The 26,174-nt window shown below is 38.6% G+C and carries 24 protein-coding genes and 5 pseudogenes; 23 read left to right on the plus strand and 6 right to left on the minus strand.

Translation table 11 applies throughout. The annotated features are described in order from the left end of the window. Positions 1-34: 34 nt before the first annotated feature. The 6 genes from NSU16_RS09285 (at position 35) to NSU16_RS09310 (ending at position 4,982) form a co-directional block, all read left to right on the plus strand. A complete protein-coding gene (locus NSU16_RS09285) occupies positions 35-307 on the plus strand; it encodes a YmzC family protein (RefSeq protein WP_168747909.1) in 273 nt (90 codons plus the stop codon). Positions 308-388: 81 nt separating this feature from the next. Next, the gene (locus NSU16_RS09290; RefSeq protein WP_326202456.1) at positions 389-619 is read left to right on the plus strand and encodes a hypothetical protein; all 231 of its coding nucleotides are present in this window, start codon (positions 389-391) and stop codon (positions 617-619) included. A gap of 232 nt (positions 620-851) precedes the next feature. Continuing rightward, positions 852-1,244, plus strand: a complete 393-nt coding sequence (nrdI, locus tag NSU16_RS09295; RefSeq protein ID WP_168747910.1) for a class Ib ribonucleoside-diphosphate reductase assembly flavoprotein NrdI — start codon at positions 852-854, stop codon at positions 1,242-1,244. Further along, positions 1,204-3,306 carry a class 1b ribonucleoside-diphosphate reductase subunit alpha gene (gene nrdE / locus NSU16_RS09300; RefSeq protein ID WP_010334337.1) on the plus strand — a complete coding sequence of 701 codons (2,103 nt, stop codon included), beginning with the start codon at positions 1,204-1,206 and terminating at the stop codon, positions 3,304-3,306. Before nrdI ends, nrdE begins: the two co-directional genes overlap by 41 nt. Before the next feature lie 17 nt (positions 3,307-3,323). Then, positions 3,324-4,313 (plus strand): class 1b ribonucleoside-diphosphate reductase subunit beta, encoded by a 990-nt coding sequence (gene nrdF, locus NSU16_RS09305; RefSeq protein ID WP_010334338.1) that lies wholly within the window; start codon positions 3,324-3,326, stop codon positions 4,311-4,313. A gap of 48 nt (positions 4,314-4,361) precedes the next feature. After that, positions 4,362-4,982, plus strand: coding sequence for a hypothetical protein (locus tag NSU16_RS09310; protein ID WP_010334339.1), 621 nt, complete (start codon positions 4,362-4,364; stop codon positions 4,980-4,982). Between the two features lie 65 nt (positions 4,983-5,047). On the opposite strand, the gene NSU16_RS09315 is transcribed toward NSU16_RS09310, so the two are convergent. Beyond that, positions 5,048-5,815 carry an N-acetylmuramoyl-L-alanine amidase gene (locus NSU16_RS09315; RefSeq protein WP_168747912.1) on the minus strand — a complete coding sequence of 256 codons (768 nt, stop codon included), beginning with the start codon at positions 5,813-5,815 and terminating at the stop codon, positions 5,048-5,050. Positions 5,816-6,856: 1,041 nt separating this feature from the next. Here NSU16_RS09315 and spoVK point away from each other — a divergent pair. The 5 genes from spoVK (at position 6,857) to glnA (ending at position 12,413) form a co-directional block, all read left to right on the plus strand. After that, a complete protein-coding gene (gene spoVK, locus NSU16_RS09320) occupies positions 6,857-7,825 on the plus strand; it encodes a stage V sporulation protein K (RefSeq protein WP_032731087.1) in 969 nt (322 codons plus the stop codon). 133 nt (positions 7,826-7,958) lie between these two features. Further along, positions 7,959-9,221, plus strand: a complete 1,263-nt coding sequence (gene hflX / locus NSU16_RS09325) for a GTPase HflX (protein WP_326333487.1) — start codon at positions 7,959-7,961, stop codon at positions 9,219-9,221. A gap of 17 nt (positions 9,222-9,238) precedes the next feature. Then, positions 9,239-10,504 (plus strand): aminotransferase class I/II-fold pyridoxal phosphate-dependent enzyme, encoded by a 1,266-nt coding sequence (locus tag NSU16_RS09330; protein WP_339192550.1) that lies wholly within the window; start codon positions 9,239-9,241, stop codon positions 10,502-10,504. Between the two features lie 109 nt (positions 10,505-10,613). After that, complete coding sequence (gene glnR / locus NSU16_RS09335) at positions 10,614-11,021, plus strand: transcriptional repressor GlnR (RefSeq protein ID WP_010334345.1); 408 nt, start codon at positions 10,614-10,616, stop codon at positions 11,019-11,021. A gap of 57 nt (positions 11,022-11,078) precedes the next feature. Then, entirely contained in the window at positions 11,079-12,413 is a 1,335-nt protein-coding gene (gene glnA, locus NSU16_RS09340) for a type I glutamate--ammonia ligase (RefSeq protein WP_024121509.1), read from the plus strand. A 450-nt stretch (positions 12,414-12,863) separates the two neighbouring features. Here the strand turns inward: glnA and NSU16_RS09345 are convergent, their stop codons facing one another. Continuing rightward, positions 12,864-13,187 carry a hypothetical protein gene (locus NSU16_RS09345; RefSeq protein WP_339192670.1) on the minus strand — a complete coding sequence of 108 codons (324 nt, stop codon included), beginning with the start codon at positions 13,185-13,187 and terminating at the stop codon, positions 12,864-12,866. Between the two features lie 338 nt (positions 13,188-13,525). Between NSU16_RS09345 and NSU16_RS09350 the strand changes: the two genes are divergently transcribed. Next, the gene (locus tag NSU16_RS09350; protein ID WP_339192551.1) at positions 13,526-13,717 is read left to right on the plus strand and encodes an amidase domain-containing protein; all 192 of its coding nucleotides are present in this window, start codon (positions 13,526-13,528) and stop codon (positions 13,715-13,717) included. 251 nt (positions 13,718-13,968) lie between these two features. Beyond that, entirely contained in the window at positions 13,969-14,646 is a 678-nt protein-coding gene (locus NSU16_RS09355; protein ID WP_339192671.1) for an SMI1/KNR4 family protein, read from the plus strand. A 59-nt stretch (positions 14,647-14,705) separates the two neighbouring features. On the opposite strand, the gene aacD is transcribed toward NSU16_RS09355, so the two are convergent. From aacD to NSU16_RS09370, 3 genes and pseudogenes are all read right to left on the minus strand, one after another. After that, positions 14,706-15,524, minus strand: a complete 819-nt coding sequence (gene aacD, locus NSU16_RS09360) for an aminoglycoside N3'-acetyltransferase (protein WP_339192552.1) — start codon at positions 15,522-15,524, stop codon at positions 14,706-14,708. 275 nt (positions 15,525-15,799) lie between these two features. Further along, positions 15,800-16,310 (minus strand): annotated as a pseudogene (locus NSU16_RS09365) (PH domain-containing protein). 15 nt (positions 16,311-16,325) lie between these two features. Next, positions 16,326-17,222: pseudogene (locus NSU16_RS09370) on the minus strand (thermonuclease family protein). Between the two features lie 1,109 nt (positions 17,223-18,331). On the opposite strand from NSU16_RS09370, the pseudogene NSU16_RS09375 reads away from it, so the two are divergent. Together NSU16_RS09375 and NSU16_RS09380 are read left to right on the plus strand one after the other, a co-directional pair. After that, a pseudogene (locus NSU16_RS09375) lies at positions 18,332-18,595 on the plus strand (toxin); the annotation flags it as partial. 225 nt (positions 18,596-18,820) lie between these two features. Further along, the gene (locus NSU16_RS09380; protein WP_326217464.1) at positions 18,821-19,342 is read left to right on the plus strand and encodes an SMI1/KNR4 family protein; all 522 of its coding nucleotides are present in this window, start codon (positions 18,821-18,823) and stop codon (positions 19,340-19,342) included. Between the two features lie 33 nt (positions 19,343-19,375). Here the strand turns inward: NSU16_RS09380 and NSU16_RS09385 are convergent, their stop codons facing one another. After that, entirely contained in the window at positions 19,376-19,609 is a 234-nt protein-coding gene (locus NSU16_RS09385) for a hypothetical protein (protein ID WP_339192553.1), read from the minus strand. 83 nt (positions 19,610-19,692) lie between these two features. Here NSU16_RS09385 and NSU16_RS09390 point away from each other — a divergent pair. From NSU16_RS09390 to NSU16_RS09425, 8 genes and pseudogenes are all read left to right on the plus strand, one after another. Beyond that, positions 19,693-19,856 (plus strand): annotated as a pseudogene (locus NSU16_RS09390) (hypothetical protein); the annotation flags it as partial. 5 nt (positions 19,857-19,861) lie between these two features. Next, positions 19,862-20,356: pseudogene (locus NSU16_RS09395) on the plus strand (SMI1/KNR4 family protein); the annotation flags it as partial. A gap of 34 nt (positions 20,357-20,390) precedes the next feature. Continuing rightward, the gene (locus NSU16_RS09400; RefSeq protein ID WP_326333484.1) at positions 20,391-20,924 is read left to right on the plus strand and encodes a GNAT family protein; all 534 of its coding nucleotides are present in this window, start codon (positions 20,391-20,393) and stop codon (positions 20,922-20,924) included. A gap of 207 nt (positions 20,925-21,131) precedes the next feature. Next, positions 21,132-21,326 (plus strand): hypothetical protein, encoded by a 195-nt coding sequence (locus tag NSU16_RS09405; RefSeq protein WP_326197002.1) that lies wholly within the window; start codon positions 21,132-21,134, stop codon positions 21,324-21,326. A gap of 707 nt (positions 21,327-22,033) precedes the next feature. Then, positions 22,034-23,323 carry a Na+/H+ antiporter NhaC family protein gene (locus NSU16_RS09410; RefSeq protein ID WP_326197001.1) on the plus strand — a complete coding sequence of 430 codons (1,290 nt, stop codon included), beginning with the start codon at positions 22,034-22,036 and terminating at the stop codon, positions 23,321-23,323. Positions 23,324-23,680: 357 nt separating this feature from the next. Next, positions 23,681-23,974 carry a YolD-like family protein gene (locus NSU16_RS09415; RefSeq protein ID WP_339192672.1) on the plus strand — a complete coding sequence of 98 codons (294 nt, stop codon included), beginning with the start codon at positions 23,681-23,683 and terminating at the stop codon, positions 23,972-23,974. After that, on the plus strand, positions 23,967-25,217 hold the full coding sequence (locus tag NSU16_RS09420; protein WP_339192554.1) for a UV damage repair protein UvrX: 1,251 nt from the start codon (positions 23,967-23,969) through the stop codon (positions 25,215-25,217). Before NSU16_RS09415 ends, NSU16_RS09420 begins: the two co-directional genes overlap by 8 nt. Before the next feature lie 176 nt (positions 25,218-25,393). Beyond that, positions 25,394-26,149: a YqcI/YcgG family protein gene (locus tag NSU16_RS09425; RefSeq protein ID WP_326192198.1), complete on the plus strand. Its 756-nt coding sequence runs from the start codon at positions 25,394-25,396 to the stop codon at positions 26,147-26,149. Positions 26,150-26,174: the final 25 nt, after the last annotated feature.

Genomic DNA, 26,174 nt, shown 5'->3' on the forward strand with positions numbered 1-26,174 from the left:
ATGTAAAAAATTTGAATATTAGGGGAGTTAATGAATGTTTTCTGAATTCGAAGCGGAGTTAAGACGAATCAGAATTGCACTTGTCTGGATTGCCGTGTTTTTATTATTTGGTGCGTGCGGGAGAGATGAAACAGTGATTGAAACGGATAGCGGAGATTCTTATGAAACGCCCCAGCCAAGCTCATTTCCGCTCGAAAATAACCATTTTGGAATCGTAAATGACGGCAATATAGAAATTTATGAGTATAATGAGGCTGATAACAAGGTAAAGCTTAAAAAAGAGTATCCATCTGATGAGCTTGAATAAAATTCACAAGCATGGAATTTTACAAAGCAGACGCAGGCCGCTAAACTGAATACTGACACAGAACATACAGAGGGTGAAATGATGAAGCATAAGATTGTTGTCAATCACTGGGAAGAAATCTGTGAAGACGATTCCTGCTATGAATATGGAACGAGTATTATTGTTAATGGAAAAGAATTAATCAGAGAAGCCTCAATTATAAGCGCATTGAAGGCAGTTTTACAAGAAATCGGCGCTGACGCAGAAATAGAAGAAACTGTCGAAAGCGAAAAATGCTGTGACAGTATAAGAAAAAAAAATCTAGACTACTAAGCAGTTTTTTTTCGTGTTATGATATACATCGGCTTAAAAACGACACTTCGAGTAGGATGAGAGATGATTCTCGTTCTGCTCTCTTTTTTGGGCCCTGATGAGGGTGCCAGAGAGAAAATATGAATTTTTTATTAAAACGAATCTATATATTGTGTTTTTTTCAGAGGGTAGTATACTATATATAGTGTTAGTGGTTGAGAGATTCATATTTTTTGATAGGTCGTGATAAAACGTGGTACAAATCATATTTGATTCAAAAACAGGGAATGTTCAGCGCTTTGTAAATAAGATAGGCCTTCAGCAGATCCGCAAGGTGGACGAAATTGACCATCTGGACACTCCGTTTGTTTTGGTCACCTACACGACAAACTTCGGCCAAGTACCGGCATCAACACAATCATTTCTCGAAAAATACGCCCATCTCTTATTAGGCGTCGCTGCGAGCGGCAATAAAGTATGGGGCGATAACTTTGCGAAAAGCGCCGATACTATTTCAAGACAATATCAGGTGCCGATTTTGCACAAATTTGAACTCAGCGGCACATCTAAAGACGTTGAATTGTTTACTCAGGAGGTAGAAAGAGTTGTCACAAAATCAAGTGCCAAAATGGATCCAGTTAAATAATGAAATCATGATCCAAAAAGATGGAAAATTTCAGTTTGATAAGGATAAAGAGGCTGTACATAGCTATTTTGTAGATTATATCAATCAAAACACAGTATTCTTTCACGATTTAAAAGAGAAGCTGGATTATTTGATTGAAAATCAATACTATGAAGAAGAGTTTTTAAGCCTTTATTCTTTTGAAGACATTAAAGAAGTGTTTAAGACAGCTTACGCTAAGAAGTTTCGTTTTCCTTCCTTCATGAGTGCGTTTAAATTCTATAATGACTATGCTTTGAAAACGAATGACAAGAAAAAAATCCTCGAGCGTTATGAGGACCGGATCTCAATTGTTGCGCTGTTCTTCGCAAACGGCGACACTGAGAAAGCAAAAGAATATGTGAACCTGATGATTAATCAGGAATATCAGCCGAGCACACCGACATTTTTAAACGCGGGCAGAAAACGCCGCGGAGAACTTGTGAGCTGCTTCTTGCTCGAAGTCAATGATTCTTTAAACGACATTTCAAGAGCGATCGATATTTCCATGCAGCTTTCTAAACTGGGCGGCGGGGTTTCTCTTAACCTGTCCAAGCTTCGCGCAAAAGGTGAAGCCATCAAAGATGTTGAGAATGCCACAAAAGGCGTTGTAGGTGTCATGAAGCTTCTTGATAACGCCTTCCGATATGCTGACCAAATGGGACAAAGACAAGGATCAGGCGCGGCGTATTTAAACATTTTCCATCGCGATATCAATGATTTTCTCGATACGAAAAAGATTTCTGCCGACGAGGATGTGCGCGTCAAAACACTTTCTATCGGTGTGGTCATTCCGGACAAGTTCGTTGAGCTTGCGCGTGAGGACAAAGCGGCTTATGTATTCTATCCGCATACCATCTATAAAGAGTACGGACAGCACATGGACGAAATGGACATGAATGAAATGTACGACAAGTTCGTCGACAACCCTCGGGTGAAAAAAGAGAAAATCAACCCGCGGAAATTGCTTGAAAAACTGGCGGTGCTTCGTTCTGAATCAGGCTATCCATACATCATGTTCCAGGATAATGTCAACAAAGTACATGCGAATAACCATATTTCAAAGGTGAAATTTTCTAACCTTTGCTCCGAAGTGCTGCAGGCATCTCAGGTTTCTTCTTACACAGACTACGATGTAGAAGATGAAATCGGTTTGGATATTTCCTGCAACCTTGGATCGCTTAACATTCTCAACGTGATGGAGCACAAATCAATTGAAAAGACTGTTAAGCTTGCGACTGATTCTTTAACTCACGTTTCTGAAACGACTGATATCCGTAATGCGCCTGCTGTAAGACGGGCAAACAAAGCGATGAAATCAATCGGTCTCGGCGCGATGAACCTTCACGGATACCTTGCGCAAAACGGCATCGCGTATGAAAGTCCAGAAGCGCGCGACTTTGCGAATACATTCTTTATGATGGTGAACTTCTACTCTATCCAGCGTTCTGCGGAGATCGCAAAAGAGAAGGGCGAGACGTTTGATCAATATGAAGGATCAACCTATGCAACCGGTGAATATTTCGATAAGTACGTTTCAACTGATTTCTCACCGAAATACGAAAAAATTGCAAATCTGTTTGAAGGTATGCATATCCCGACGGCAGAGGACTGGAAGCAATTAAAAGCATTTGTCGCTGAACACGGCATGTATCACAGCTACAGATTATGCATTGCGCCGACAGGCTCGATTTCATACGTTCAGTCAAGCACGGCATCTGTCATGCCAATTATGGAACGGATTGAAGAAAGAACATACGGCAACTCAAAAACGTACTACCCAATGCCTGGGCTTGCATCTAATAACTGGTTCTTCTACAAAGAAGCCTATGATATGGATATGTTCAAAGTCGTAGATATGATCGCGACAATCCAGCAGCACGTTGATCAGGGAATCAGCTTTACATTGTTCCTAAAAGATACAATGACGACTCGTGATTTAAACCGGATTGATTTGTATGCACATCACAGAGGAATTAAAACCATTTACTATGCAAGAACGAAAGATACTGGGCAAGACAGCTGCCTTTCTTGTGTTGTTTGATTAAAGGAGAGTTTATAGTGACGAAAATTTATGACGCAGCAAACTGGTCAAAGCATGAAGACGACTTTACCCAAATGTTCTATAACCAAAATGTGAAACAGTTCTGGCTTCCGGAAGAGATTGCTTTAAACGGCGATCTCCTCACATGGAAGTACCTCGGGAAAAACGAGCAAGATACGTATATGAAGGTACTGGCCGGATTGACTCTTCTTGATACAGAGCAGGGGAATACAGGAATGCCGATCGTGGCTGAACACGTAGACGGCCACCAGCGGAAAGCCGTGCTGAATTTTATGGCGATGATGGAGAACGCCGTTCACGCAAAATCGTACTCTAATATTTTCATGACACTGGCACCGACTGAAACGATTAATGAAGTATTCGAATGGGTCAAACAAAACAAATTTTTGCAGAAAAAAGCGCAAATCATCGTCGGACTCTACAAAGCGATTAAAAAAGATGACGAGATTTCACTGTTCAAAGCCATGGTTGCATCTGTGTATTTAGAAAGCTTCCTATTCTACAGCGGTTTCTATTATCCGTTATATTTCTACGGACAAGGAAAACTGATGCAAAGCGGTGAAATCATCAACCTGATCCTTCGTGATGAAGCGATTCACGGTGTTTATGTCGGACTTCTCGCTCAAGAAATCTACAATAAGCAGACAGAAGAGACAAAAGCAGAGCTTCGCGAATTTGCCATTGACCTTTTGAATGAGCTTTATGAGAATGAGCTTGAGTATACCGAGGACTTATATGATCAAGTCGGACTCTCACACGATGTCAAGAAGTTCATTCGCTATAATGCGAATAAAGCGCTGATGAACCTTGGATTTGATGCGTACTTTGAAGAGGAAGATATTAATCCGATCGTTTTAAACGGATTAAATACAAAAACAAAATCACATGACTTCTTCTCCATGAAGGGGAACGGGTACAAAAAGGCGACCGTTGAGCCGATCAAAGACGACGACTTTTTCTTTGATGATGAAAAAGAGCAGATATAATATCTGCTCTTTTCGGCTTGAAGGTTGAAATAGGAGGACGCAGTAATCATGGGAAAAATGGACGAAATCATTTTGGTCGCTCCGCGCGATGAAGTGTTTAAAAAAGAAAAATTGACTTTTCAAGGCGTAAACAGTGAAGATGCCCGAGTAGCAGAAATTATGGCTCAAATTGAGGCGACCTATCGTGAAATGAGAAGGGGAGACGCCGAAGAAGATCCACATTATAAGCAGCCGATTCCTTATGTCGTCATTAAACGCGAGGATGAAGTTTTCCTCTATGAGCGGCTGGCTGGCGGCGGGGAATCACGTCTTCACAATAAGCTTTCTCTTGGCTTTGGCGGCCATATGAATCATATTGAAGGAGCCGCTTCTTTTGCCGAGGTCTTAAAGCTGAACACAGACCGGGAGCTTGATGAAGAACTGCAAATCGAGGAAGAGGATAAGCAGGCCATTATCACATTAGGTTTGATCAATGATGATGACAACAGTGTCGGTAAAGTGCATATCGGTATTCTATCTGCGCTTCAATTAAAGCCCGGCTCACATGTGGAAGTCAAAGAGAAAGAGCAAATCGCGGGTAAATGGATGAAAATTTCGGAACTAAAACAAACAGACATTTATAACCGACTGGAAACATGGTCGCAATTTGTGGTTGACATTCTTGAATAAAAAAACCCGGTTTCTCATGAAGAGGAACCGGGTTTTTTTATCAGGCATGCTCGTCTACAGCAATATTATGACTCTTGGATGACCACAGCGTCAAACCCGGCATTATCTGCTCTGGCGGCAAGGGCGTCAGCATTATCTTTGGAGGAAAATGCGCCGATCTGCACCTTATATAATCCGCCCTTCAAGAGCACAATGGCGTCAAAGCCCTTAGACTCTGCGCTGCTTGCAAGATTGTCCGCATTTGCTTTGACCTTAAAAGCGCCAATTTGAACCTTATATAATCTTGAGTCGGATGTCTTTTGAAGGCTGAAGGCTTGCTCCAACCCGTTTGCATGTCCTCTTGCCAAGCTTTGAATAAAGCTGCTCGTTTTAAGCTTGTTCGCATCTGTAACCGTATCAATAAAACCGTTTTCCGTAAGCAGGGCAGGCATTGAGGATTCCCTTAATACGTGGAAGTTTGCTGTTTTTTTGCCGCGGTCGGAAAAGTCGACAGCTTGTATGACTTCAGAGTGAATCTCCGATTGATAAGTCGTTGTCGGTGCTCCGACTCCCGGATAAATGTAGCTTTCGAAACCTGTTCCGCCCCCGGCATTAATGTGAATGGATAAAAAGAAATCTGCTCCCCAGTTATTTGCAGCATTTGTCCGGTCGCTTAAGCTGACGTATTGGTCGCTTGTCCGGCTCAACAGCACAGTGACACCCTCATACTCATTCGTTAATATAGTGCGTAAAGCTAAAGCGATTTGCAGGGTTAACGTTTTTTCTTGAAGACCATTGCCAGTTGCGCCTGGGTCGGACCCGCCATGACCTGGATCGATAAAAATTTTAACCATTCTCCATCACCTCATTACAGGATATGAAAAAAGACGGCTTCTGCTTGTACGATTATCATCCGGCTGAAAAATGAGGAAATGACCCCTGTTACCCGTAAAATTATTTCTCGGGAAAGCGCACAAATCAACAGGATATGACAGGAAGGTTGCTAAAAGTCTGCTTTTTTTACACAGCTATGGTGCGATCCTCCATTTCGGAATTCGTTTGCTGTTAAAGGCGATATACCAAGTGCCGGACAAAGATTATAAGGAAAGAATGAGTGATTTTATTTCGATGTTAGACATGGAAGGTTTCTTAGACACACCGGTCAGACAGCCCTCCTTAGGACTGCGAATGAAAGGGGAAGCTGTAGCTGCTTTTATACATCACGTCAAAATCCTCTTTCTCGATGAGCCGACAATCGTTTTAGGATATTGTTGCGAAAAGTAGACACAGCAATTTCTTCATCGCGTAAATACTGAGGATAAAACGACGATTCTCTCACCTCTCATCAATTGATGACATTGAACGTTTATGTAAACGGATCATCCTGATTGATGAGGGAGAAATCAAATTCGACGGACCAAAAGATAAGCTGTCACAATTGACGAACAGTAAGAGAAGCTTGGCTGTTGAAGTAAACGCCGTTATGCAGACTGGAATTCACTTTCATGTCAACCTACTGAAGTGAAAGGGGACACGTTATACTTTCATACATCTGATGATTCACAAATTCATCAGCTCATCCCAAGCATATCTGCGCAATATACTGTTTTACAAATAGAAATAACAGAGGCCGGCATCGAGAATATACTGACGGAGGTTTATACATCAAAGAAATATCACCTTCATAGCTGTGTGTTCTAACAAATTTGCTAAAAATAAAATCTCTTGGTTTGTCCACCCTGTGTCCGTGAATACAATAAGAAATAAAGTATTTCTCGGGAAAGCGCAGGATTCCCCATGGTTCCCGAAAAAAAGCATTTGTTTCGACACATGATAGGCGTTTGTCACATAAGGCATACGCTTGAATATCATATAGAGAGAATTGAGAGGTGAAAATGTTGGAGCGCGCTGTGACTTATAAAAACAACGGACAGATCAACATTATTCTTAACGGACAAAAGCAGGTGCTGACAAATGCTGAGGCAGAAGCGGAGTATCAAGCCGCTTTGCAAAAAAACGAAGCTAAGCACGGCATTTTGAAGGAAATAGAAAAAGAGATGAACACACTGGTTGGAATGGAGGAAATGAAGCGAAACATTAAGGAAATATACGCATGGATTTTTGTCAATCAAAAACGTGCGGAACAAGGCTTAAAGGTGGGAAAGCAAGCGCTGCATATGATGTTTAAAGGGAATCCAGGGACTGGGAAAACGACAGTTGCGCGGCTTATCGGCCGGCTGTTCTTTGAAATGAACGTACTGTCTAAAGGTCACCTGATCGAAGCGGAACGTGCTGACTTGGTCGGGGAATACATTGGGCACACCGCCCAAAAGACGAGGGATTTAATCAAAAAGTCATTAGGCGGCATATTATTTATAGACGAAGCCTATTCCCTTGCAAGAGGCGGCGAAAAGGACTTTGGGAAAGAAGCGATTGACACGCTCGTGAAGCACATGGAAGACAAACAGCATGAATTCATTTTAATTCTTGCCGGATATTCACGGGAAATGGAGCATTTTTTATCATTGAATCCCGGTCTCCAATCCAGATTTCCCATCTCCATCGATTTTCCGGATTATTCCGTCAACCAGCTTATGGAAATTGCAAAACGAATGATCGCAGAACGGGAATACCAGCTCAGTCAGGAAGCTGAATGGAAGTTAAAGGATTACTTAATGACAGTCAAAAGCACAACAAGTCCCATTAAATTCAGCAATGGCCGTTTTGTCAGAAATGTCATTGAAAAATCGATTAGAGCGCAAGCCATGAGACTTCTAATGGGCGACCAATACTTAAAAAGCGATTTGATGACCATTAAAAGCCAAGATCTCTCAATTAAAGAAGACGCCGCTGGCTCGGTATAGACCTCTTGCTGTGAGAGGTCTTTTTTTCTAATGTATTTCTTGCTTTGCGCAGGAATCGTTTTGTGGTATACACATGCAGGGTTTGGTATGATAATACTACTGCCCACAATATGCAATAGAAAGGAACATCCATTTGAACGAACAAGAAACAAGACAGGAAAAGGCCATTTTAGTCGGATGTCAGCTGCCGCATATCACAGATGAGCATTTTGAAAATTCGATGGAAGAGCTTGCATCACTCACAAAAACAGCAGAGGGAATGGTATTGACCAGCGTCATGCAAAAAAGAAACCGGGCCGACGCAGCTACATATATAGGAAAAGGGAAGGTTGAAGAGCTAAAGGTGCTCGTTGAAGAGCTTGAAGCCGATCTCCTTATTTTTAATGATGAACTGTCACCAAGTCAGCTAAAGTCCTTGGCAACTGCGATTGAAGTAAAAATCATCGACCGCACGCAATTGATATTAGATATATTCGCGAAAAGAGCAAGAACACGGGAAGGAAAGCTTCAAATTGAGCTGGCGCAGCTCCAGTATGCGCTCCCGCGTCTGACGGGACAGGGGATCAACCTTTCCCGGCAAGGCGGAGGGATCGGCGCGCGAGGACCGGGAGAAACAAAACTGGAAACCGACCGCCGCCATATTAGAAATCGCATTCACGAAATTAACACGCAGTTATCCGCCGTCATTCGCCATAGAAGCCGCTACCGTGAAAGAAGAAAGAAAAACGGTGTGCTGCAAATCGCTCTTGTCGGGTATACGAACGCGGGGAAATCAACGTGGTTTAACCGCCTGACAAGCGCTGACAGCTATGAAGAAGACCTTCTGTTCGCCACACTGGACCCTATGACCAGAAAAATGGTGCTGCCAAGCGGCTACAGCGTGCTCCTTTCAGATACGGTCGGTTTTATTCAAGATCTTCCGACGACACTGATCGCTGCATTCCGCTCAACGCTTGAAGAAGTAAAAGAAGCGGATGTGATTCTGCATCTGATTGATTCCTCAAATGAGGATTACGCAGGGCACGAAAAAACGGTGCTTCGCTTACTGGAAGAGCTTGAAGCAGATGATATCCCGGTGCTGACGGCTTACAATAAACGCGATCAAAAGCTGCCTGACTTTATCCCGTCCGTTGGGAAGAATCATATCATGGTCAGTGCGAGATTTGAGGAGGATACTGAAAAGTTTAAAGAAGCTATCCAGCGTTATTTGCGCCAAGAGCTGCTAACGCCTTTTGAAGCGCAGGTACCGGCAAGTGAAGGCAAGCTTCTCTCCAGAATCAAATCCGAAACAATGGTTGACCGTTTTTATTTTAATGAAGAAAACGAACAGTACGACATATCAGGATATGTACAAGAAGAGCAAAGCATCATCGGTGAATTGAAGAAGTATATGTAAGAAGGGAATACAAGGACATGTTTGAAACTTTAACACACGGAGATTTATTAAAAAAGACAGCAATGGAAGTGGAGTCGGAAATTGCCGCCGTTCATAAACAAATAGAAGAAATCAGTGAACGCAATGAATGGAGAGTGCTTCAAAGCTATAGGAAACACAAGGTCAGCGACACTCATTTTACACCGTCTACAGGATACGGCTATGATGACATCGGAAGGGACACACTTGAAAGCATTTATGCAGATGTGTTTGGCGGAGAAGCTGGGCTTGTAAGGCCCCAAATTATCTCAGGCACACATGCGATTTCCATTGCTTTATTCGGTGTCCTCAGACCGGGGGACGAGCTGCTTTATATGACAGGCAAGCCGTATGATACGTTGGAAGAAATTGTCGGCGTCAGAGGCGGCGAAAATTCTGGATCGCTAAAGGATTTCCAAATCGGCTACAATGCGGTTGACCTGACTGAAGACGGAAAAGTAGATTACGATGCTGTCGCTGCAGCTATCAATCCGAAGACAAAGGTGATCGGCATTCAGCGCTCAAAAGGATATGCCAATCGTCCTTCTTTCTTAATTAGTGAAATTAAAGAAATGATCCGTTTTGTAAAGGAAATCAATGAAAACCTTATTGTTTTTGTGGACAACTGTTATGGAGAATTTGTAGAAGAGCTTGAACCTTGTCATGTAGGCGCTGATCTCATGGCAGGATCTCTTATTAAAAATCCGGGAGGCGGTCTAGCCAAAACAGGCGGGTACCTCGTTGGGAAATCTGAATGGATCGAGGCTTGTTCATATCGAATGACTTCACCGGGCATTGGCCGGGAAGCCGGAGCGTCGCTTTACTCGCTCCAGGAAATGTACCAAGGTTTCTTTTTGGCACCTCATGTTGTATCTCAAAGCTTAAAGGGAGCGGTGTTCACAGCCAGATTTCTAGAAAAACTGGGGTTCACATCTAACCCGAGCTGGGACGCGAAAAGAACAGACTTAATTCAATCTGTAGAGTTCTCCGACAGGGAAAAGATGATTGCCTTTTGTCAGGCGATTCAATATGCATCGCCGATCAATGCCCACGTGACGCCTTATCCAGCCTACATGCCGGGATACGAAGATGATGTGATTATGGCAGCGGGAACATTTATACAAGGAGCAAGCATTGAATTATCAGCTGATGGCCCTATCCGCCCGCCATATGTAGCGTATGTCCAGGGAGGATTAACCTATGCGCATGTGAAAAATGCCATATGCAGTGCAGTGGATTCTTTAATGGATAAGAAATTAATTTGAATAGTTTCAAATTTTCACTGAATTTCATGTTAAGAATCCTTACATGTTATTGACACAAAATATAACATCACCTATAATGAAACTAAGTTAAGAAAAGGAGGAAATTGAGATGAGTGATAACATTCGCCGCTCAATGCCTTTATTTCCAATAGGAATTGTCATGCAATTGACCGAATTATCAGCAAGACAAATTCGGTATTATGAGGAAAATGGACTGATATTTCCAGCTAGAAGCGAAGGAAATAGACGATTATTCTCATTTCACGATGTAGATAAACTGTTAGAAATTAAACACCTGATTGAACAAGGTGTAAACATGGCAGGAATTAAACAAATTCTGGCGAAAGCTTCGGCTGAGCCGGAACAGAAACAAAATGAGAAGACGAAGAAACCAATGAAACATGATCTGTCTGATGACGAACTGAGACAGCTCCTGAAAAACGAGCTTATGCAAGCCGGCCGTTTTCAAAGAGGAAATACATTCCGTCAAGGCGACATGTCTCGCTTCTTTCATTAATCCGTTAGCAACTGTTTTGCTATATACATTTACCTTTTAGAGGAGGAGTTTTACGAAATGGCAAAGTATACAAGAGAAGATATCGTAAAATTAGTAAATGAGGAAAACGTCAAGTACATCCGCCTGCAATTTACCGACATTCTTGGAACAATCAAGAACGTTGAGATTCCTGTAAGCCAGCTTCCAAAAGCACTTGATAATAAGGTCATGTTTGACGGATCTTCTATTGAAGGTTTCGTTCGCATCGAAGAATCAGATATGTACCTGTATCCTGATCTAAATACATTTGTTATCTTCCCATGGACAGCTGAAAAAGGTAAAGTAGCACGTTTCATCTGTGATATTTACAATCCGGATGGCACACCTTTCGAAGGTGACCCGCGAAACAACTTAAAACGGATTCTGAAAGAAATGGAAGACCTGGGCTTCAGTGATTTCAACCTAGGACCTGAGCCTGAATTCTTCTTATTCAAATTAGACGAAAAAGGCGAACCGACGCTTGAATTAAACGACAAAGGCGGATATTTCGACTTAGCTCCAACTGACTTGGGAGAAAACTGCCGCCGCGATATCGTTCTTGAGCTTGAAGAGATGGGCTTTGAAATCGAAGCATCTCACCACGAAGTAGCGCCTGGTCAGCATGAAATCGACTTTAAATATGCTGGTGCAGTCCGTTCTTGTGACGACATCCAAACGTTTAAACTAGTTGTTAAAACAATTGCCCGCAAACACGGTCTGCATGCGACATTTATGCCAAAACCGTTGTTCGGTGTGAACGGTTCAGGTATGCACTGCAATCTATCACTCTTCAAAGATGGCGTTAACTCATTCTATGATGCAAACGCAGATCTTCAGTTAAGTGAAACAGCGAAACACTTCATTGCAGGTATCGTGAAGCATGCAACAAGCTTTACAGCAGTAACAAACCCGACAGTGAACTCTTACAAACGTCTTGTTCCTGGCTATGAAGCACCTTGCTACGTTGCATGGAGCGCGCAAAACAGAAGCCCGCTTATCCGTATTCCGGCTTCCCGCGGCATCAGCACACGTGTTGAAGTGCGTAGCGTAGATCCAGCTGCGAATCCGTACCTTGCCCTGAGCGTATTGCTTGCTGCAGGTTTAGACGGAATCAAAAACAAATTAGAAGCACCAGCTCCAATCGACCGCAACATCTACGTGATGAGCAAAGAAGAGCGCATGGAAAACGGAATCGTCGACCTGCCTGCAACACTGGCTGAAGCGTTAGACGAATTCAAATCAAACGAAGTGATGGTCAAAGCCCTGGGCGAGCACCTATTCGAGCACTTCATCGAAGCAAAAGAAATCGAGTGGGATATGTTCCGCACACAAGTTCATCCTTGGGAGCGCGAACAGTATATGTCTCAGTATTAATCTCTCAATCCCTTGGCACTATTGGTGTCAGGGGATTTTTTTGATAGGTTAACAATTTTAATAACTTAATATAAATCATAGAGCGCCCACAAAACACCCACAAAAAAACAATAAAAATTCCTCCATAATTGTGGAGATATAATCCTCGTAATTATTCATTGAACACACAGCATGAGTGCTACGGAGGGCATGACCAACCGTTGATTGAAAGTAATAATGCGTCTGGAAGGTTGTATTTAGGTAAAAAGTATAAATTATATGCTGGAGTTAACAAAACAAAAGATTTAAAAATGAAACTCAGGACAGATTATAATGTAACCCCTCATGTGGATTAGAAATCAGAATATCTTATTTGCTAAATCCTAGTATAGATTGATTGCTTCTGAATATTTTAATGTAACATAAAAATGGTGGAAAAAGCCCCTCTCTATGAGAGGGGCTTTTAACTAATTAAGGTGCTGTTCCGCAATCGACTTTGTATTTGTCCTCTGTTACTTTCTTTGAATAACAGAGATAAGGAGTTTGACCAGTTTCACTTTTCCAAGCATTAAATAACATCAAAGAATAAAGACTTCCTGATGATTTGTCACTTTCCCTTTTTTGAAGGATTGTGAAATAGCTTTGATAGGGGTATCCCATTTTATAGATTTCGTGTCTTATGGCTCCTTTTTCTGAAGAAGTATTGAACAAAACTGGTGAAAGGGGAGGCATTAAAATTAATATGATTAATACTGTTGCTAAAATAGATAGCAATGTTTTGATCCTTTTTTTCATTTTTCCTCCTATGCGGCCTATATTGTTAGAAAGAAACTTTGTTTTTGGTGAAGAAAAAGGAGATACAGGATAATAATGCTTCCAAGAAACAAAGTCTTTCATCAGAAAGCAAAGTGGTATCTAAGACAAAAAAACTTCTACGCTTCATTATGAGAATGAAGGTGACGATTCGTCAAATATAAAGAATTACAAGCAAGAAATTGAAGAAAAATTAGGAACTGTCAACGCAACAAAAATCTGAATTAGAAAAGATCAACGGATCGGAAGTCTCTGCATCTGCATCTGCTGTAAAAGGATATAATCGTTGGAAAGCCAAGGAATACGCTGACAATTATGCTTTGTCTCCAAATGAAAATTATAAAAATGGAGACTGTACTAACGTTGTATCTCAGGCTTTAAGAGCTGGTTTAATGCCTTATTTCAAAGAGTGGAAGCCTCATACAAATGCATGGATTAATGCAGGTTCATTTAGAAACTATATTTTAGAACCTGGCGGTATAAAAATGAAAGCCGATACCTTTCCTTTGTAACCCGGTGTTTCATCTTTTGTCATGACTGTTTCAAGCCACATCTCAAAAGTGAAAAATCACCAACGTCTGTTTTATTTTTATCACAACTTTAATGGAACTTTCCAAATTTAATTAGGTATAAGCCTTAGAGAATCACATAGCCATAGGAGGTAAATAACAATGAGTGAGATTTGGAAGAACAGTGACTATGATCCTTTTAGGTTAAAAGACATTAGAGAAGAAGAAATAAAAAAGATCGAAAAAAGTTGAAAATGAATTTGCCCGAAGCATATAAAAAATTGATCGTTCAACAAAATGGTGGATTGATTCATTTTAATGCATTCCCAACAGATCAGGAAACATCTTGGGCAGACGATCATATCGAAGTTGATCATATTAGAGGACTAGGAAAGGATCTGGGGATCTTAGAAAGTGAATATCTAATAAAAGAGTGGGGGCTACCACAAAGATTATTGTTAATACAGGGGGATGGACATAATTGGGTTGCATTGGATTATCGCCAAACTAATCAAAATCCACCTGTTCATTACTTTGACTTTGAATTAAATAATGACTTTAAGATTTCAGATTCATTTGGTGAATTTTTATCTAAACTCTATATACATGAGTACGAAGAGGTTCAGGATGACGAAAATGCGGATTTTGATCAAATTTATAGTATTAATTCAGATGATCCGGATGCTATTCAGAAGGAAGAAGTCGAAAAAATTCTTGCTAATAAGAACCCTATGGAGATTCATAGGATTTCTCTTTTTCCAATCCAAAGTGTCGAATACCTAAAGTGGTTGCTGAACAATATTAAACATAATGCCACAGGGACAGAAGGAGACATGGCTTTTGAATTGGCTGACGTATTGATGTCAGTCGTACGTTATGGTAAGCGAGAAGGTCGCCAACGTTATAAGTGCAAAGATGACTGTCATTTTTAATCTAAAGAACCCGATAGCTTAAAAAAGTTTTACTAAACTCATTTGGTAGATAGACCAAGCTATTTTTTTTTATTTTTACTATCATTATTAATAAACCATTTCTCAGCAAAATCCACTGCTTCTGTAAGTGAAAAAAGGCGACAATTAGCAGAACCCACTTTACCAACTTTCATATTATGTTCTGCTTCAAACGCTTGACCGACTTCTTGAAATAGTTCTTCTCTAAATTCAAGTTCTTTATATTCTTTCCATACTCTTTTACCTTCTACTATCATAGGTGCACCCCTGTTTATAATTTTTTGATAAGGAATTCTGTACTCAGCGAGATGGAAACAGGTACTACTATCAAAATCAGCACCTAATAGTAAAACATATGATTTACGTATATAAAGTTTCCCCAGAGGTGATTGTTCACCCAGTCCGAATTCTAAAGGATGCTGATTAAGGATTTTGTTTTTATGTTTTCCCCAAGCTATGAAAGAGTAGTTTGGGTGATTACTTCTTTGAACTTCTGGATAAGACCTGAATAACTCTACTATTTGCCCCATCCCTCTAGTAGTGGGGGTATAGTTAGAATTATAGGCTGGCATACTATCTCTAATAATATCCCACCATTCCTCTGGTACGGGAGGGTTTCCCCATTCTTTTGGATCAGATAATTCCACGGATTGAGAAGGCATCACGATGGTACCTTCTTCAGTAACAACATCTATTAATGCTTGAATTACAGCAACAGCCCCACCATTTACCCATCCTATAGATGATAAGGAGGAATGTACAAGTACGGTCATTCCTTTCTTTAATCCTAAAGCTTTCAAATCTTCTGTTATAGACTGTTTAGTTCTTGGAAAAGTTGTACTTTCTACTATTTTTTTCATTTAGTTCATCTCCTATCTATAACCTCTTATTAGATACTTATTAATTATAACTGTAAGTTTGCGACAATTAAATTTTTAGTAAATACCTTGATGAAAGGTGTTATGTTTTTTTATTCATCTACTTAAACTAACTGACCCGTTAATTTAAGTAGAAGGTTTTACAATCTCTCTATATTTAGTTTAACATAAATAACCAAGTAACCTTAGAAACCCATTTAAAACTACATTAAATATAAGAAACTCTGTTATCCATAATATTAAATCAACCTTTATCTTTAACTTAGCCAAATAAAAAAAGAAAAGCCCAAAAACGGGCTTTTTATTTTGTTTGCAACTATTTTATCAAGAGAACGTTCATCAATATTTCTAATGGTGCGTTTGCTACTCATTCCAAGCTTACCTTTGATTTTTAAGGGGAGAATTCCCAATTGCATTGTAGCCATTCCCAATGGATTTGGGGCAATATCAAAATCAACTTCTTTGATACTTTTAAATTCAACAACTTCAGTATCTGCAACGCCAAAAATACCGCCTTTCATAGTAACAAATAGAAGTTTCTTTTCAGTAATAACCATAAAACCAAATTTAGTAAGCTTTGGATCAGCAGAAGTCATATGTAAAATCTTTTCCTTTTTTCCAACTTTTTTTAAAAGCTTTAAACGCATATTCATAAAACTTTCTTTCCGATTTAGGGAACTCTTGAATGAAGGACTCAAGATCTTTTAAGAATAATGGGTAATCTATGATTCCAAACTTAGAGTTTAATTTATGAGATTTTTGTGTCATCACTTATCTCCTTTTTTATCGTTCACATGCATAGTTGTCATGATCCCTATCCATTTTAGATTGGTAAGCAGGGTGAGAGCTAGGTACTCCATTCGGATACTTCTTTCTTAACTCAGTACAATTTTTAAACGTTTCTGTCTCTCCAGTTGATGCTGAAGAAGAGGAAGATGCATCCTTCTCACTTGAAGAAGTGTTTCTTGATACCTTTGGAGTTGTAGGCTGAGATGTTGCCGGTCTAAATGTTGTCGCTTTTTTAACCGCAGCATCTTTCTGTTTAACACAGCCATTAAATCCTTTGTAAGTCACATAACCATTCTTACTCCACTTATAAAAAGCTTATCTGATTTTGCCTCTTGCTCATCTTTCCTGAATTGATCTATGTATTTCGTATTTGGCTCATAAACATATGCTACTCTGGCTAATCCTTCTTTTAACAATGTTTCTTGAACAGACTTACCATCGACATAAACGTAAGCTAACAATCTCTCATATTTATCTCGGTGGTCACCTTTATCAAATTCTAATTGCGCATTTTGCCGTCGCTAACCAATTTTTTGTTTCTTTTAGATGCATCCTCACCGTATGGCTGAACACAAGAGTCTGGCTTTTTAGACTCAGGAGTGTCAACTAGTAAGTAACGAACTGTATCAACGTTCCCGTTGTATTTCACCTTAATCGTATCTCCATCAACAACTCTATCTAATGTAACATGTACCAATTCCTTATTGTATCTTTGCCTTAGATTTGTCAGCAGCCGTTTCCTGTTTAGCTTCCTTTGGTTCTGTCTGTTTGGCATCCTTAGAAACTTGTTTCTTTAGGTTCTGTACTGTTTTTTTCAGTATCATTTGAACCGCAGGCAGCCAATGATAAGCTTAGAGTGATTACAGCAAATCCTAATATTACTTTCTTCAATTTCTTATCCCTTTTTAGAATGTTTGTTCTCTAACTATATCGGTAGATCATCAATAATTATAATCCTGTATCCAATTATTGTGAATTTAATGTGTTCTAAAAATTTGTCTTGTGATGAAGGCGACTATCATTATAATTAGTTTAGTTGAATTTTCATTTTTGATTTGTCTTACAAAATTAGATTCATGTTCACTTTTTTATCGAATAAAAATAATTGAAAAAATAAAATAATTTGGAAGATTTTTTTGTTATATTAAATATATAAACTCTAGATGATAAGAAAGGCAGGTCAAGAAATGAAATTTGAAAATGTTTTAGATTCAACATCCCAATATGGGCCACAGGGTCTTTTAGGAAGAGATGGGCTTCTAATATCTACTGGATATTGGGCAAATACTCAAGCGAATATTCTTACCGGAACGGGTTTGCCTGTGAGTAATGAAGAGCTGGAAACTTATTTGAACTTACCGGATAACATTGAAATATCTCAAGATTTTCAGAAATTATATGATGTTTATAACGAATATAAACAGTTGTGTGACTGGTGGATGGAAAATTTATTTAGCTGTGTTCTTAATATGGTTAACGATATTAACAATGTTGGATCTTTTGCATCTGATATTATAAATAGTGAGATGAAAATAAGCTTACAAGTAATGGCTAACGATAGCAATGAACAAGGAAGACAAGAGGCTGCGAAGCAATTTCAGTCAACCTGTTTAATGCTTGCTAGTGAACTCAATCAGCATCCACAATATATAAAAATGGTTCAAAATCAATTAAATTTCCTCCTTCAAGGTGGTAACAACTGTATAGGTGTTAGACAATTAAAGAGTTCTTTTGAAAAAGGAATTGCTTCTCTATATTCACAATACAATGGTGAGAGTGAGATACATCATTCAATAAATATGTTCTTAGGATTAAAAAAATTATTAGGTACACTTGTTGAAAGACATGATATTAATGAGAAAGTAAAATTCAGATTTGATCTAGGCCCTTTATTTGGTTTTATTGTATCTGAAATATTAGAGTGTTCTGATATACAATCAGTTAAACAACAAATTGATCATTTTCAGAATTTGTTAAACAATATAGATGCACAACTTTCATTAGAAATAAAAGTTTTAAGTCTGTTTTTAAGCATCAATTTAGACTTGGATAATGTAATGGCCCAAGCAGAAAGGTCTATGGAGTTTATCGGACAAATTGAAGGAATTTGGCGTACTATAGTAAATCAATTTTATTCACTCGCACAAGGGGTTGAGAATGAGGATATAAATAAGCTTTCTACATATCTCGATAATGCTGCCGCCACTTGGGAAGCTGTTGCTAATAAAGCGAAAGAGTTTGTAACAAATTCATACCAAGGATAAAAGAAAAATAAGGGCCTTAAAGGGCTCTTATTAAATTTAGATTTATAATAGTCAAATTTAAATTGTAATCCCAAAAAATATTTAAAAGTCAACATAGGATTTAAGGGTATCAAAAATTTTACTGAGTTCATAGTCAAAAGGAGAATGTTTTTATGCTTGGAATCAAAGTTGAGAAATCAAATGACATGGTGAAATCTAGATAATTGATGATAGAGGGGGGAGGATATGGAAGAAGGCAAACTTATTCATTTGACACTGGCCGGTATTAAAGAAGCTATTTCGAAGTATGGCAAAATGATTCAACCAGGCGGTTTCGTATTAACATTTGAATTTAAAGAACCCACAACAGAAGGAGAAATTAGAAAATTAGAGTCTCATTTTAATGTAAGTTTACCGAAGGACTATAAGGAGTTCCTAGCTCTACATAATGGATTGGAGTTTCTTGATGGAATTGAAATACTCAGTATTGATGATGTTTTGAAATACAATGAAACAGAAGACCTTCCAGAAAAGTGTCTTTTGATTGGGTATCATTTTGATGGAAGATATGTTATAGATTCGAATAGATATGAAAAAGGGGACTTAGATTACTTATTTTATTTGGATTCGATTGATCATTTTGATGAAGCAGTAGATTTAAAAGCGAATTTTGAAATTTGGTTTGATCGGCTTTTAAGCTCAAACGGAAATAAGTATTGGGAAGTTGAAAGGAATATTAAAGCTTATTATGAAAACATAGATGAGTAAAGTACTCTAATTATAGTCCTTTATTACTTGTAATTAGTAAGAAGCCCACCATGGATTGACTTCTGTTCTACGGAAGCTCTTATCCAAAGGAATTAAATTCCCAGTCATATTTCCGCCGCCATATTCCTTTGAAAGTTGATGGTGGTTTTCAAAATTAGCCCAAGTTTTTTTGCCATATTTCTTATCGTACCAATTTCTAAACGCTGTACGTTCTTTAGTTCCCCCTTTAACTCTTTTCTCTTCTGGTATTTTCTTCCAAAAAAACATGTGATGATGCTAATAGATTTAATCCTGATTGTTCAAGTTTGCTTGAGGTATCAGTGATCTCTTTTTTGGAGCTGTTTTTACTGGATTGGAAATGAAGGTTTTTATTTGCAGATGACAAACGTAAAAAACAATCAATAAGCTAAACAAGCTTGATGAGGATTTAAAAACAGAATACGCTGAAACAGAACCAAACAAACTATTTATTCAGCAAGACTTTAAAAAGCTGCAGGAATCAATAGGCAAAGGAATGGACAACTCAAAGAGATTGAAATGAATATAGGCAATCAATTACCTTCAGATTAAAAGGACTTTTTGAAGAAATATGGAGGATGTTATCTAGAAAGTGAAAAAACAACAGATGAGATTGAGTATGACGTTTGCTATAAACCTATAGAGAAGGAACCTTGGATGGGTAAGGACGATGATACACAATTGTTAGAGGGTTTTTATGGTTTAGCGAACGATCATAACAGCCTTCAGAAAGCGATCGATACATATTCTGATCGCTTTCCTAGAAATATAATTCCTATTGCAAGCTCTGCAGGTGGGAATGAAATATGCAACATCGATAGTGAAAAGGTATGGTTTTGGGATCATGAATTAAGTCATCCAGATAAAGACTTTTTCCTGATTGCCAATACGTTTGAGGTGTTTATCTTAAGTTTAGTTGATGAACCAGTTGAAGCTGATGAAGAAGATGATGGAATTCTCTACATTGAATTAGATGATGACTTTCTAAACAGTTAAGCAAAGTATGGAGATAAATGGAGGAAAAGTTAAAATGGCAGTTACTTATTGGACAGGGGAAAATCTTACACTACGAGCGGTTCAACCTGAAGATATCGTTATATTTGAATCCTTAGATGATGAAATTCTACGTAATATGGACTCGCTCCATTTTCCTCGTTCAGCTAATAAAATGAGAGAATGGATAGAAGAACAATTGGAAAAAGATGATTTCCGTTTTATTGCAGTTGATAGAGATAATAATATCGTTGGTATGATTGAAACTTTTGATTGTGACAGGAAAAATGGTACCTTCGATTATTATCTGGCTGTATTTGAGCCATATAGAGGTAAAGGATACGCCAAAGAAATGATCTTGATGGTTCTTCGCTTTTTCTTTTTAGAGCTAGCCTATCAAAAAGTAAATATAACTGTATATTCTTTTAATAATCCATCCATGCGTTTGCATGAAAAATTAGGTTTCATGAAAGAGGGACAACTAAGAAATATCATTTTCACTAAAGGAGCTTATTATGATGGTATTTGCTTTGGGATGACAAGAGAAGAATTTGAACTGAATCATGGATAATATCACTTGGTCATCGATAAAGTCCTGTGTTCCAAATAAAATAATCGTTTTATCCATAAAGCAATAGTAGGTGTTGGCGCACCTCGGCTCTGGTTACAGTGGTAATACCAGAAGGCTGACACCTGTTCTAAATCAAAAAGACTATTAAATGGAATGATATATGTTAAAATTAGAGAAAATCAAATCATAAATGAAGGAGGCTTAAATATGTCTACAGAAATGATTTCCATCGTAGCTATAGTATCTATAGTTATATGGAGTGCGGTATCCCGAGAGCTAGTAAAATCTTCAAAAGAGAAGGGTAAAGGGAAAAACGGACGAAAAATAATAACTTTAATGGCTGCAGGTACCCTATCAACACTACTTCTGACCATCTCACTTTTTCAGAATATTCATTTTTAATAAATACGGTTTAGAGCAGACAATGAGAAATAACTTCAAAATAAAATGACAGCAAGTGATACATAAATAAACAGCTGCACCAATTAGGTGCAGCTGTTTTAATCTACATAGACGTATTTCAGTCAGATCAATTCCCCTTCTAAATCTTGTCCAATTTGCAAATAGTTTCATAGCTTCCTTAAATAGGCCGAAATAAACAATTCGAATTCGTTGATTTTTTAAAACGACTTGTAAAATGCTTCAAACAATTTTCCATTCATCTAAGTAAATCACTGTCTTTTGCCGAGTATTACTCAATCTCCGAAACTTTTTTTGTTAGTTGTCACGAACTTTACGAACATCAACTTGCGTAATGTAGGGTCTTCGGTTGCTGGTTACGATTTATGTACTTCTTGTTATCGGTAAATAGCATCTGTACTGCCATGAAAGCGAGGATGGTCATTCCGAAAAAACTGCCCATCCAAGGGCTTGCTCGTTGTTTAATCTTAGTAGACCTAACCTTATTTGTATAGGATCTTCCAAATAATCTGTGGATGAGGTGTGTTATTTCCTCTCCTTGAAAAATCCTTCTTTCAATTCTGTTATTAATTTAATAATTATTATACTATTTTCCCGCTTGACTTTTTTACTGTAGCCTTTTAAAGTATGGAATGTTGCTTAGACTGTGTTTAACGGCTTTGATATTGAAATTAGAGGTGGCTACTTAGATGAAACAAAATGGAAATCCTTGGGCGCTATTGCCACTAGTATTATTTGTAGGGCTTTTTGTCGGCTCCGGTGTATTGACTGGAGATTTCTATAAATTGCCAATATTGATTGCAGCTATTATAGCATCTGCTTTTGCGCTTTTATTTAACCAGAAGCAATCGCTCAATCAGAAAATAGAATGGTTTGCTTCCGGTGCGGGACATCCTGATATCATTATTATGGTTATCATCTTTATATTAGCAGGTGCTTTTGCTTCTGCAGCTGAGGCGATGGGAGCGGTACACTCAACCGTCAACCTTGCTTTGAGCATTATTCCGCAGCAGTTTATACTGCCAGGGCTTTTTATCATTGCTTGTTTTATTTCTGTTTCGATGGGAACATCAATGGGGACGATTGCAGCAGTTACTCCAATTAGTGCCGGTTTGAGCGGAGAACTTGGCTTGCCCACTGCAATCGCTATTGCAGCTGTTGTCGGGGGAGCTATGTTTGGAGATAATCTTTCTTTTATTTCGGACACAACCATCGCGGCAGTACGGTCACAAAAAACACAAATGATGGATAAATTTAAAACGAATTTTTTGATCGTTTTGCCTGCTGCTATCATAACTGTCATTTTATTATTTTTTATACCGACAGGACATGTGGGACATATCGGAGCTGAATCCTACAGCTGGTTTAAAGTACTTCCTTATGTTGCCGTGTTAGTCTTTGCGTTAATTGGTTTTAATGTGGTGGCTGTCATTTTTGGCGGATTGATCTTAACAGGAATTATAGGGTTTGCAAGCGGCAGCTTGACGCTTGAGTCTTATTTTAAATCAATTACGGATGGAATTGCCGGAATGTCTGATCTTATTATCCTTTCCATGTTAATTGGCGGAATGGTCGGCATTATGAAACAAAACGGAGGGATCGACTTTTTACTGGGGTTTATTTCTAAAAGAATTCGTTCGAAAAAAGGTGCTGAAGCCGGTATTGCCGGATTGGTCAGCGTTACGAACCTAGCTACTGCCAATAATACGATTGCTATTATTGCAGCTGGGCCGATTGCCAAAAATATCTCTGATGAATTTAAAATCGACAATAGAAAGTCGGCAAGTATCTTAGATATCTTTTCCTGCGTGATACAAGGCCTAATTCCTTATGGCGCGCAGATGTTATCGGCCGGGAAGTTTGGAAATATTTCACCTGTCAGCATCTTGCATTACTCTTTCTATCCTGTTTTAATCGGGATCTGCGGCATCCTAGCCATTATATTCGGACTACCAAAATTCACAAGAAATCCGAAATAAAGATAAAAAAGGTACCAAACGGTACCTTTTTCTTTTTTAATCTATAATTCGTCAAAACATATAGAAATGTTAAAAAGGAAGATAGAGATTGTAATAAAACAAGCTTTCATAATTTATTATGTTGAGGGCCTAGTGGGTGAATAACCAGTCCCTCTCGGCCACACAAAAAATAACAAGGGTTTTGCCGCCCTTGTTATTTTTTGTGTCTTTAGATAGGAAATAGTATTACCAACATTTACATCGAACTTTTGTTCCTGTTTATATTGAATAGAGAACATTAGTTCTGTTAATATTAGATCAATAAAGGAGTGAGCCTAATTGCTTAGAGATCGAGGGACAATCAAATGGACATCAATGATGCTCCCAGAACACTTAACACAGCTTAAACAAGACTTACTTGATGTATCAAAATTTGAAAAGCCGTCCTTAGACGCTCAACAAATTGAAGAGATGGATATTATCGTCTCTGAAGCGCTTGAATTTAATAAAGAGCTGGTATTGAAGCTTTTTAACAACGGATTCGTTGAAAATGTTACCGGCAGAGTCCATTACATTAATTTTGAGGAACAAAAGCTTCACGTAAAAGACCAGAACGACAATACAGTTTATATCAACATGAATGACATCATAGGAGTTACATACAATGATTGATTACTCACAATTTTCACGTAAGAATATACTTTGTGTCGATATGAAATCCTTTTATGCTTCTGTATCGGCTGTCACAATGGGTTTGAACCCCTTAACATGCTATCTTGCTGTTGTAGGGAATACGGAGAGACAGGGAAGTGTAGTGTTAGCTGCATCTCCTGCACTTAAAAAAGATTTTGGAATCAAAACAGGGTCGAGACTATTTGAGATACCTAAAGATCCAAGAATACACATTGTAAATCCGCAAATGAAGCTTTTCATCAGAGTTTCGACTGAGATTACAAAGCTGTTTTACAGATTTGTTCCTGAAAAATGTGTCCATACGTATTCAATTGATGAATCTTTTTTAGATGCAGGAAAAGAAGATCCTGAAGAAATGGCTAAAGCAATTCAAAGCAGCATGTGGAGAGAATTTGGGCTTATGTGTACAGTTGGGATTGGTGACAATATGTTGTTAAGTAAGCTTGCACTTGACCTGGAGAGTAAGAAAACAAAGAGTGGTATTGCACGTTGGAGATATGAAGATGTGCCAAATAAACTCTGGAAGGTTCGACCTTTGTCTAAAATGTGGGGGATAGGAGGGAGGATGGAAAGAAATCTAAATCGGATGGGAATATCGACTGTAGGTCAGTTAGCCAAATTTCCATTAGAGCTACTTGAGAAGAAATTTGGAATAATGGGGAACCAGTTGTATTATCATGCTCATGGAATCGATTTATCTGAAATAGGAGCTCCACTGATGCAGGGTCAGATTAGTTTCGGTAAGAGTCAGATTTTACTGAGGGATTATACAAGGAGAGAAGAGATTAAGGCTGTTCTGTTAGAGATTTGTGAGGAAGTCGCAAGAAGGGCGCGTACACATAATAAAGTTGGCCGAACAATCAGCCTTGGAATTGGATACAGCAAGGATGAGCTTGGTGGTGGATTCCATCGATCCAAAACAATTGATCTTCCCACAAATATCACGATGGATATTTATAGATGCTGCTTGATGCTTTTTCATACGTTTTACTCGGGTAAGACTGTGCGAAGTATCTCAGTCACACTTTCAAATATTGAGGATGATGTACATCAGCAGTTGAGTTTATTTGAAGTGGATAACGAGAAGAGAAGGAAGCTTGGGTTTGTAATGGATGGGATTAGAAGTAAATACGGATCGAAAGCGATTCTGAGAGCAGTTTCTTACACACCTGCAGGAACTGCGCTTCACAGAGCTGGGCTTACTGGTGGACACAAATCATAAATATAAATACTGGATTATTGAGATGAACCGAGCAAAACTCTGGTTCTTTCTTTAATTTAAAAGTGGGAGGCCGTACAACCATAGGAGTGTTATAAGAACAGTGGCCCAATTATTAATAGGACAATCACCTATGCAACACTTTTGCAATAGTCTATTGAAGGTAGGAGGGCTATTGTATGACAAACTTAATTAGAGGTAGTGAAGACGTTTGCCAAGAATGTCTTTTACCTTGGCAAAGGGATGCACTGAATGCTTTTCGTAACAAAATGAAAGACAAAGAACATCTTTTTCCATGTATTCCAGCTACTCAATCTTTCTCACTTGGGCATCTCAGGTATGGATTTGTAGGCCAACCTCAAAAAGATCAAACATCCCTAGAACTAGCCAATTTACTAAAAGAGTTCACGATAAACTGTAGGGATTATGGGAAGTATACAACGTTGATTATATTCTTTGACACACCTCAAGAACTTATTAATAACAGCAGCGTAGAGGATTTTGAATCATTGTTCTGGGAGCAACTTAACAAGTTACATGACCTAGATGAGAAGGATTGGCCCATTCATATTCCTCAAAATCCATCAGAACATGAATGGGAATACTGTTTTCATGGGGAACAGTATTTTATGTATTGTGCCACCCCTAAGCATGAAGAGAGAAAGAGTAGGCATTTTCCTTATATGATGATGGCCATTACTCCACGTTGGGTTCTTCAAGAATTTAATAAGAACGAAAAATACGCTAAAAAAATTAAAGAACAGGTAAGAAAAAGAATTACTAAATATGATACCATTTCCATTCATCCTGCTTTAAACAGTTACGGAAATGTAGATAATCACGAATGGAAACAGTATTTCCTGAGAGATAATGATACAGAACTACCTAAATGTCCATTCTTAAGAAGCTTAACTGACAAAGAAAATAGAAACTAGTTTTCTCATTTTTGAAATGAATTTT

The organism is Bacillus sp. FSL K6-1003 (assembly GCF_037964945.1).
GTDB classification, from domain to species: domain Bacteria; phylum Bacillota; class Bacilli; order Bacillales; family Bacillaceae; genus Bacillus; species Bacillus mojavensis.

Excerpts from the sequence above, each read along its gene's own strand:
- NSU16_RS09285 (WP_168747909.1), top strand. The coding sequence starts at position 35 with ATGTTTTCTGAATTCGAAGCGGAGTTAAGACGAATCAGAATTGCACTT.
- NSU16_RS09290 (WP_326202456.1), top strand. The coding sequence starts at position 389 with ATGAAGCATAAGATTGTTGTCAATCACTGGGAAGAAATCTGTGAAGAC.
- NSU16_RS09310 (WP_010334339.1), top strand. The coding sequence starts at position 4,362 with ATGGGAAAAATGGACGAAATCATTTTGGTCGCTCCGCGCGATGAAGTG.
- NSU16_RS09315 (WP_168747912.1), bottom strand. The coding sequence starts at position 5,815 with ATGGTTAAAATTTTTATCGATCCAGGTCATGGCGGGTCCGACCCAGGC.
- spoVK (WP_032731087.1), top strand. The coding sequence starts at position 6,857 with ATGTTGGAGCGCGCTGTGACTTATAAAAACAACGGACAGATCAACATT.
- NSU16_RS09330 (WP_339192550.1), top strand. The coding sequence starts at position 9,239 with ATGTTTGAAACTTTAACACACGGAGATTTATTAAAAAAGACAGCAATG.
- glnR (WP_010334345.1), top strand. The coding sequence starts at position 10,614 with ATGAGTGATAACATTCGCCGCTCAATGCCTTTATTTCCAATAGGAATT.
- glnA (WP_024121509.1), top strand. The coding sequence starts at position 11,079 with ATGGCAAAGTATACAAGAGAAGATATCGTAAAATTAGTAAATGAGGAA.
- NSU16_RS09345 (WP_339192670.1), bottom strand. The coding sequence starts at position 13,187 with ATGAAAAAAAGGATCAAAACATTGCTATCTATTTTAGCAACAGTATTA.
- NSU16_RS09355 (WP_339192671.1), top strand. The coding sequence starts at position 13,969 with ATGAATTTGCCCGAAGCATATAAAAAATTGATCGTTCAACAAAATGGT.
- aacD (WP_339192552.1), bottom strand. The coding sequence starts at position 15,524 with ATGAAAAAAATAGTAGAAAGTACAACTTTTCCAAGAACTAAACAGTCT.
- NSU16_RS09380 (WP_326217464.1), top strand. The coding sequence starts at position 18,821 with ATGGAAGAAGGCAAACTTATTCATTTGACACTGGCCGGTATTAAAGAA.
- NSU16_RS09385 (WP_339192553.1), bottom strand. The coding sequence starts at position 19,609 with ATGTTTTTTTGGAAGAAAATACCAGAAGAGAAAAGAGTTAAAGGGGGA.
- NSU16_RS09400 (WP_326333484.1), top strand. The coding sequence starts at position 20,391 with ATGGCAGTTACTTATTGGACAGGGGAAAATCTTACACTACGAGCGGTT.
- NSU16_RS09405 (WP_326197002.1), top strand. The coding sequence starts at position 21,132 with ATGTCTACAGAAATGATTTCCATCGTAGCTATAGTATCTATAGTTATA.
- NSU16_RS09410 (WP_326197001.1), top strand. The coding sequence starts at position 22,034 with ATGAAACAAAATGGAAATCCTTGGGCGCTATTGCCACTAGTATTATTT.
- NSU16_RS09415 (WP_339192672.1), top strand. The coding sequence starts at position 23,681 with ATGCTCCCAGAACACTTAACACAGCTTAAACAAGACTTACTTGATGTA.
- NSU16_RS09420 (WP_339192554.1), top strand. The coding sequence starts at position 23,967 with ATGATTGATTACTCACAATTTTCACGTAAGAATATACTTTGTGTCGAT.
- NSU16_RS09425 (WP_326192198.1), top strand. The coding sequence starts at position 25,394 with ATGACAAACTTAATTAGAGGTAGTGAAGACGTTTGCCAAGAATGTCTT.